This window comes from Bradyrhizobium sp. (assembly GCF_049581145.1).
Lineage (GTDB): Bacteria > Pseudomonadota > Alphaproteobacteria > Rhizobiales > Xanthobacteraceae > Bradyrhizobium.
On the sequence record NZ_JBAURI010000580.1, the window covers coordinates 1 to 7,135 of the forward strand.

4 protein-coding genes are annotated in these 7,135 nt (G+C 63.8%); 2 read left to right on the forward strand and 2 right to left on the reverse strand.

Going from position 1 to position 7,135, the window contains the following annotated elements:
* Together WCB02_RS19230 and WCB02_RS19235 are read right to left on the reverse strand one after the other, a co-directional pair.
* The coding region (locus WCB02_RS19230; RefSeq protein ID WP_423960439.1) for a PAS-domain containing protein at positions 1–1,372 on the reverse strand (1,372 nt) is incomplete at its 3' end.
* Positions 1,373–2,212: 840 nt separating this feature from the next.
* Entirely contained in the window at positions 2,213–2,827 is a 615-nt protein-coding gene (locus WCB02_RS19235; RefSeq protein ID WP_423960441.1) for a TetR/AcrR family transcriptional regulator, read from the reverse strand.
* 402 nt (positions 2,828–3,229) lie between these two features.
* Here WCB02_RS19235 and WCB02_RS19240 point away from each other — a divergent pair, with 402 nt between their 5' ends.
* Together WCB02_RS19240 and WCB02_RS19245 are read left to right on the forward strand one after the other, a co-directional pair.
* Positions 3,230–4,372: an efflux RND transporter periplasmic adaptor subunit gene (locus tag WCB02_RS19240; protein WP_423960443.1), complete on the forward strand. Its 1,143-nt coding sequence runs from the start codon at positions 3,230–3,232 to the stop codon at positions 4,370–4,372.
* 24 nt (positions 4,373–4,396) lie between these two features.
* Positions 4,397–7,135: efflux RND transporter permease subunit (locus WCB02_RS19245; protein WP_423960444.1), on the forward strand; the 2,739-nt coding region annotated here is incomplete at its 3' end.

Below are 7,135 nucleotides of genomic sequence, written 5' to 3' on the forward strand. Positions count from 1 at the left end.
CCTGGACCAGGTCGGAGAGCCGCTCCGCAAGCACGGCTGCCGCGCGCTCGCGTTCGGTGACGTCCTCATGGGTCGACACCCAGCCGCCATCCGGCGTCTCCGCGCGCCGAATTGCGATGATGCGACCGTCGCCCAGCCTGAACGTATAATCCGATCTCGCCGCGCCGACTTCGGCATCCTTGTCGAAGGGTTGACCGAGCCTGTCGCCTCTTGCGAAGTTGTGCTGCAGGATTGCGCCGAACGACATGCCCGGCCTGACCTCCGCTTCCGCCATCCGGTAGATCTCGTGGAAGCGTGGATTGGCGATGACGAGCCTCTTGTCGGCGTCGAACAGGCAGATGCCCTGCGACATGTTGTTGAGCGCCGTATCGAGACGCTGCTTGCCGAGCGCGAGCTGTCGCTCGGAAGCCCGCCGCTCCTGCGACATCTGCCAGCCGAGCAGCAGAAAGATGGCGATGATCACGACCGTCACCAGGCAGGCGACCACGATCAGCAGCCTGGTCTGCTCGCGCCAGTCGGCGAGCGCCGCGTCGGTCGAGATTGCCGCGACGATGACGATCGGAAACGAGCGCAACTGGCGCGCTGAAGCCAGTCGGTCGGTGCCGTCGACAGGGCTTATCACACGCGCCGTCGCTGGTCCGGATCTTGAAATGGCCTGCTGGAAGACGATTCCTGCGTGAATGTTTCTCCCAATCAAACCATCGACACGAGGAAATCGCGCCAGCAATTCGCCGTCACCGCTTGCAATCGTGACGGTGGCGCTGTGTCCAAGGTCCAGCGTTTCCAGAAATTTCTCGAAGTGATGCGGGTAGAACGCTCTGATCATGACGCCGAGAAAGACGCCGTTCGCGTTCGTCAATTTGCGAGCGAGGATCGTGGTCGGCCGACCCGTGATACGGCTGCGAACCGGCTGCACGAGCGTTGTCGCCGATGTCGAACCGGTCTTGAACGAATGGAAATAGCCGCGATCCGCAATGCTGAAGACCGGAAGAGGTCCGGGCTGCGAGGAGTTGACGATCTGGCCGTCGGAATCGTACAGAAAGATATCGCCCGTGTCGAAAGTATCGCTGATCTCGCGGGTCAGGAGCGCATGGATGGCGGACGTGGACAGCTGCTGTCTGAACTCCTCGAGTGACGCGCTGGCGGGAATATCCAGCCGTTTGGCAAGCCGCGCCTGCGAGTCGACCAGGTCCTCGAATTTCTCATCGAAGTGGCGCGCGAGCAGAAGGGTGGTGTTCTCCAAGTCACGCTCGCTGCTCGCTATCGCGCGCTCGCGAAAGCTGTCGATCATGACTCCTGTGCCGATCCCGATGCCGGCGATCAGCAGGATGCCGCTCAGCAAGATCCAGACGATGCCGAGTCTCGCATGCATGGCTCTGCCGCTTGCCGGATCGGATTGTCCGGCCCAAGCTGATTTAGAGCCCGATCGGGCGAGCGCGATTTGAGATTTCGTCACGGTCAGTCTCCCGATGCAACGTAGAGCTCGATTGATTGAGAAACGCCTTAGACTGAAGGCGATTTTCTCACCTCGCCGCGTTTTTGCGCGGCCTGGAGGCCGCGCAAGCAGGGGTTCCCGTGGTTCCACGGATCGAGCGCGCGCTGAGTGGCCAAAGGCCATCTCCTCATACCTCTATGCATCTCGTCGCGTTTCCATCCGCACTATTGCGGGCACATCGCGATTGCTACGCCTTGCCTTCAGGCGGGCGGCAGATCGGATCGGCTCCAAAAACGTGACACGCCCGACGCACATCGTCACCCCGGTCGAGATCGGACGCCGGAGGCTGGATAGCGTCAGATACTCGCTTCATGACCGACGGTCGCGCGGCCACTGGCGGTCAAGCCATCTCCGCGCCGCCTCGTCGTGCCGCCGCGATCGACCTCGCGTGACCGACGGGCGATCGGGTCGAGGCTGCCGACCACGGCGCCCAGCGCCGGCGCCCGCATTTGCCTCGTTGGTCAGGACGGTGCTTACGTCGGCAGCAGGACCGCGCAATGTAGAAACCAAGTCCGGTCGCAACGCGTGCGGCACTAGACGAGCGATTGCATGAAACTTACCCTATGGTCGACCCATCGTTCAATTGCGATTTGACCCTGCCCAATGGAGGGGGCAGGCGCGCCCGAAGATCGGCACGACACGTCAGCGCGTGACGGCGCGCAGTGCTCGACCAATGGGAAAACAATCGAGATCAGGCGTCGTGAATTGAACGATCGATCAGCGACGGTCGCGGCCAGGCTGGGATTGTCTGCTCGCGTTGCCGGCCGGCCAGGCGCGCATGGCCAGTCGACCGATTTCAGCCAGCTTCTCGCGCGATGCGCCGTCGCGCGCCTGTACCGCAAGTCCGCGCGCCACGGCGCTGTAATAGGCGGCCAGCATCTCGCAGTCGGTATCTTCGGGGACGTCGCCGGCCTTGATACCCTTCTGGATGCGCTCCGCCATCGCGCCTTCCGAGAAGGCGCGATGCTCGACCATCATTTCGCGTATGTGCTTCATTCCCGGCGGACAGTGGGTTCCCGCAAGCGAAATCATGCAGCCCAGCGGGTGGTCGCCGCGGGTGAACTCTTCCGCGGTCGACTCGAACAGCCGCGCGAAGGCGGTCCTGGTGTCGATGAAAGGGTCATTGAGAATGGCGAAGAACCATTGGCCAGACCATTCCAGGTAGGACCGCGTGGCCTCGCAATAGAGCGCTTCCTTGCTGCCGAACGAGTTGTAGAAACTCGACGCACTGATCCCCATCGCAGCGATCAGGTCGTCGAACGAAGTGCCCTCATAGCCACGTTCCCAGAACAGCTTCATCGCCTCGCTCAGCGCCAAGTCGCGATCGAACACGACAGGTCGTCCCCGGCCGCGCTTGCTTGCTCGACCCCTTCCCTGGACGTTTCCCTTGATTATTTTTGGTGTCATCGCTCCAAAAATCCTTGAACGGCGCCTCCCCGCGTTTATATCGCACGCACGATATTGGAGTACTTGCTCCAAATATCAACCCACAAACCGGGATTTTTCCGCGCCCAGATGACCAGTGCCGGCCCCCATTTCGACACGTTCAAGCGGATGCCGGCTGCGCTGCGGACGCGGGCCGCGGCCCGGCCGGATTCAAACCGTAGCCAAGGACTTATGGACAGCCTCATGGATCAGATTGCAGATCGCTCGAAGCTTGAAAGAGAGCCGCTTGATCGACCCGCACGGCCGCTCCGGCGGACATGGAGAACCGCCGCGGTCGGCGCCGCCGCGGTGGCTGGTCTTTTCGCCGTCTATCTGGGCTTTGGACCCCACAGGGCAAACCAGGCGGCGGCGTCGATACCTCCTGCGCTGCCGGTGACGGTCAGTCAGCCCTTGCAGCGCGAGCTCGATACGAGGGCTGGCTTTCTCGGCCAGTTCTCGGCGGTCGACCGGGTCGAGCTGCGAGCCCAAGTCGGCGGAACCCTGACCGAGATCCACTTCAGGGACGGCCAGATCGTGCACAAGGGCGACCTTCTCTTCGTGATCGATCCGCGTCCCTACGAGATCAAGCTCGAGCAGGCCAAAGCGGCGCTGCAGACCGCGACGGCCCGCGTCGCGCTCGCCAACAACGAGCTTTCGCGCGCGCAGTCGCTGCGGCACAACGAATTCGCAACCCAGGAGACGGTCGACCAGCGCACCTCCGACCAGGATACATCGCAGGCCGCAGTCGAGGACGCCAAGGCCCGCATCCGTGACGCCGAGCTCGATCTCGAATATTGTCACGTCCGGGCGCCGTTCACCGGCCGCATCGGCGCGCGCCAGGTTTCGATCGGCAGCCTGGTCGCGGGCAGCCGCGCCGCCACCAGCCCAACCACTCTGCTCGCGACCCTGGTTTCGCTCGATCCGCTCTATCTCGACTTCGACATGAGCGAATCCGATTTCCTGACCTTCTCGCGCGAGCGAGCCCGCGTCGGTGGACCGCTGGCCAACAAGGTCGCGATCGGCCTCAGCGACGAGACCAGTTTTGACCGGGAAGGCACGCTCGACTTCATCGACAATTCGCTCGATCGTTCGAGCGGCACCATTCACGCGCGGGCCACGGTGCCGAACCCGGACCTGTTCCTGGCGCCGGGCCAGTTCGCCCGGCTCCGCGTCGCGATCGCGCCGCCCGCACCGGTCTATCTCCTGCCGGACTCTGCGGTCGTGCTCGACCAGTCGCAGCGCCTGGTGATGACGGTGACCCCCGATGCGACCGTGAAGCCCAAGATCGTGACCACCGGAGAGCTTCGCGGTGGCTTGCGGGTGATCCAGTCCGGCCTTGAGCCAACTGACCGCGTGGTCATCGACGGCCTAGTCCGCGCCATTCCTGGCGCCAAGGTCACGCCGCAGGACGGCACCATCCATTACGACGCACACGCGGACGGCCAAGGCTGAGACGGTTCAAGACAGGAGCTTCCGATGACCCACAGCTTCATCGACAGGCCGATCTTCGCCACCGTTCTCAGCGTCTTTGTGACGCTGATCGGACTGGGCGCACTCGCGATCCTGCCGATTGCGCAATATCCCGAGATCGTGCCGCCCACGGTTCAGATCACCACGACCTATCCGGGCGCATCCGCGGAGGTGGTTTCGCGCACAGTTGCCACGCCGCTCGAGCAGGAGATCAACGGCGTCGAGAACATGCTCTACATCAACAGCCAGTCGACCGGCGACGGCAAGCTCACCATCACCGTGACGTTCCGGATCGGGACCGACCTCAACGTGGCGCAGATGCTGACGCAGAACCGCGTCCAGGACGCGCTGCCCCGGCTGCCCGACGACGTGCAGCGGCTGGGCGTGCAGGTGCGCAAGGCGACGCCGAACATCCTGCTGGCGGTCCACCTCTATTCGCCGGACAGCTCCCGTGACACGCTCTACATCTCGAACTACGCGACGCTGCACGTGAAGGACGTGCTGGCGCGGCTGCCCGGCGTCGGCGACGTTCAGATCGTGGGCGGGCGCGAATACGCCATGCGCATCTGGCTCGATCCCGACAAGGTCGTCGCCCACGATTTGAACGCGAACGAAGTCCTGACCGCGCTGCGCGCGCAGAACGTCCAGGTCTCGGCGGGGATCCTGAACCAGCCGCCGGTCGCCTCGCATCAGGCCTATCAGCTCAATGTGCAAACGCTCGGCCGGCTCTCCACGCCGGACGAATTCGCTTCCATCGTGCTGAAATCGGACAGCGCGGGACGCGTGACCCGCCTGCGCGATGTCGGCCATGTCGAGATCGGCGCCTCCGATTACGGGTCGACCGCGTTCATGGACAAAGGACCCGGCATGCCCCTGCTGATCTTCGCCCAGCCGGGCGCGAACTCGCTCGCCGTCGAGCATGAAGTGCTCGACACGATGAAAGTCCTGGCGAAGGACTTTCCGCCCGGCCTCAGCGACAAGATCATCTACGATCCCACCATCTTTGTCGGCAAATCGGTCGACGAGGTAATCAAGACCATCTTCGTCGCGATCCTGTTGGTGGTTGGCGTCGTGTTCCTGTTCCTGCAAAGCTGGCGCGCCGCCATCATCCCGGTGATCGCGATTCCGGTGTCGCTGGTCGGCACTTTCATCTTCCTCTATGCGCTCGGAATCTCGCTGAACAATCTGTCGCTGTTCGGCCTCGTGCTCGCGGTCGGCATCGTCGTCGACGACGCCATCGTCGTTGTCGAGAATGTCGAGCGCAATCTCGAGCGCGGCATGAGCCCGACCGAGGCCGCCCATGTCACCATGCGGGAGGTCGGCGGCGCGCTGATCGCAATCGCGCTGACCCTGTGCGCGGTGTTCGTGCCCTCGGCCTTCCTCTCGGGCATTACAGGGCAGTTCTTCCGGCAATTCGCGGTGACGATCGCAGCCTCCACCCTGATCTCCTGCTTCGTCTCGCTGACCCTGAGCCCCGCGCTTTGCGCAGTCCTGTTCAAGGCCCATGAACCCGGCCACAAGGCGCAGCGCTCGTGGATCGCGCGGCTGGTGCTGGCGGGATTCGACCGCTTCAACATCGGATTCCAGTGGCTGTCGACGAGCTATGGCCGGCTGACGCGGCGGCTGGTGCAGATCACCGGCGCCGTACTCGCGATTTATGCGGTGCTGATCGGCATCGCCGGCTTCCAGTTCGCCCGCGCACCGACCGGCTTCATTCCGGAACAGGACCAAGGCTATCTGATTACCGTGCTGCAGCTGCCGCCCGGCGCGACACTCGACCGCACGGAGGCGGTGGTCAAGAAAGCGATCGACATCATGATGTCGACGCCCGGCGTCGAGCATGTGGCGCCGTTTGCGGGGCTGGACGCAACCACCTTCACCATCGCCTCCAATGCCGGCACGATCTTCTCCGGCCTGCCCTCGTTGTACAACCACCAGGTCAAGGGCGTGACCGCAAGCAGCGTGCTGGCCGACCTGCGAAAGCGCCTTTCGGTGATCCAGGAAGCCTATGTGCTGACCATCCCGCCGCCGCCGGTGCAGGGCATCGGCAATGCCGGCGGCTTCAAGATGATGCTGCAGGATCGCGCCGGCCTTGGATCGGAGGCGCTCTCGAAGGCCGCACAGACTCTGGTCGCAGCCGCCAACAAGGATCCGAGCTTCGCCGGCGTCTTCACGCTATTCGGCACGCGCTCCCCATCGGTCTATGCCGACATCGACCGCGAGAAGGCCGAGAAGGTCGGATTGACACCCACCGATGTATTCTCGACGCTTCAGCTCTATATGGGCTCGCAATATGTCAACGACTTCAACTTTCTCGGCCGGACCTACGAGGTGATCGTGCAGGCCGATGGCCGCTTCCGCCAGGACCCGCAGGACATCGCGCGGCTGAAGGCGCGCAACAGCTCCGGCGAAATGGTGCCGGTCGGCACCGTGGCGCGGCTGAAATCGGTGAATGCGCCCTATCGCGTGCCTCGCTACGATCTGTTTCCCGCAGCAGAAGTAATGGGCGTCGCAGCCCCGGGCGTCGCCACCGGCACCGCGCTGCATCGGATGGAGGAGCTCGCCCACCAGGTGCTGCCGCCCGGCATCGGCTTCGAGTGGACCGAACTTGCTTTCCAGCAGCAGCTGCCGGGAACCTCGTCGCTGCTGGTGTTCGGCGCCGCGGCGCTGTTCGTCTTCCTAGTGCTGGCGGCGCAGTATGAGAGCTGGAATCTGCCGCTGGCTGTCGTGATGATCGTGCCGATG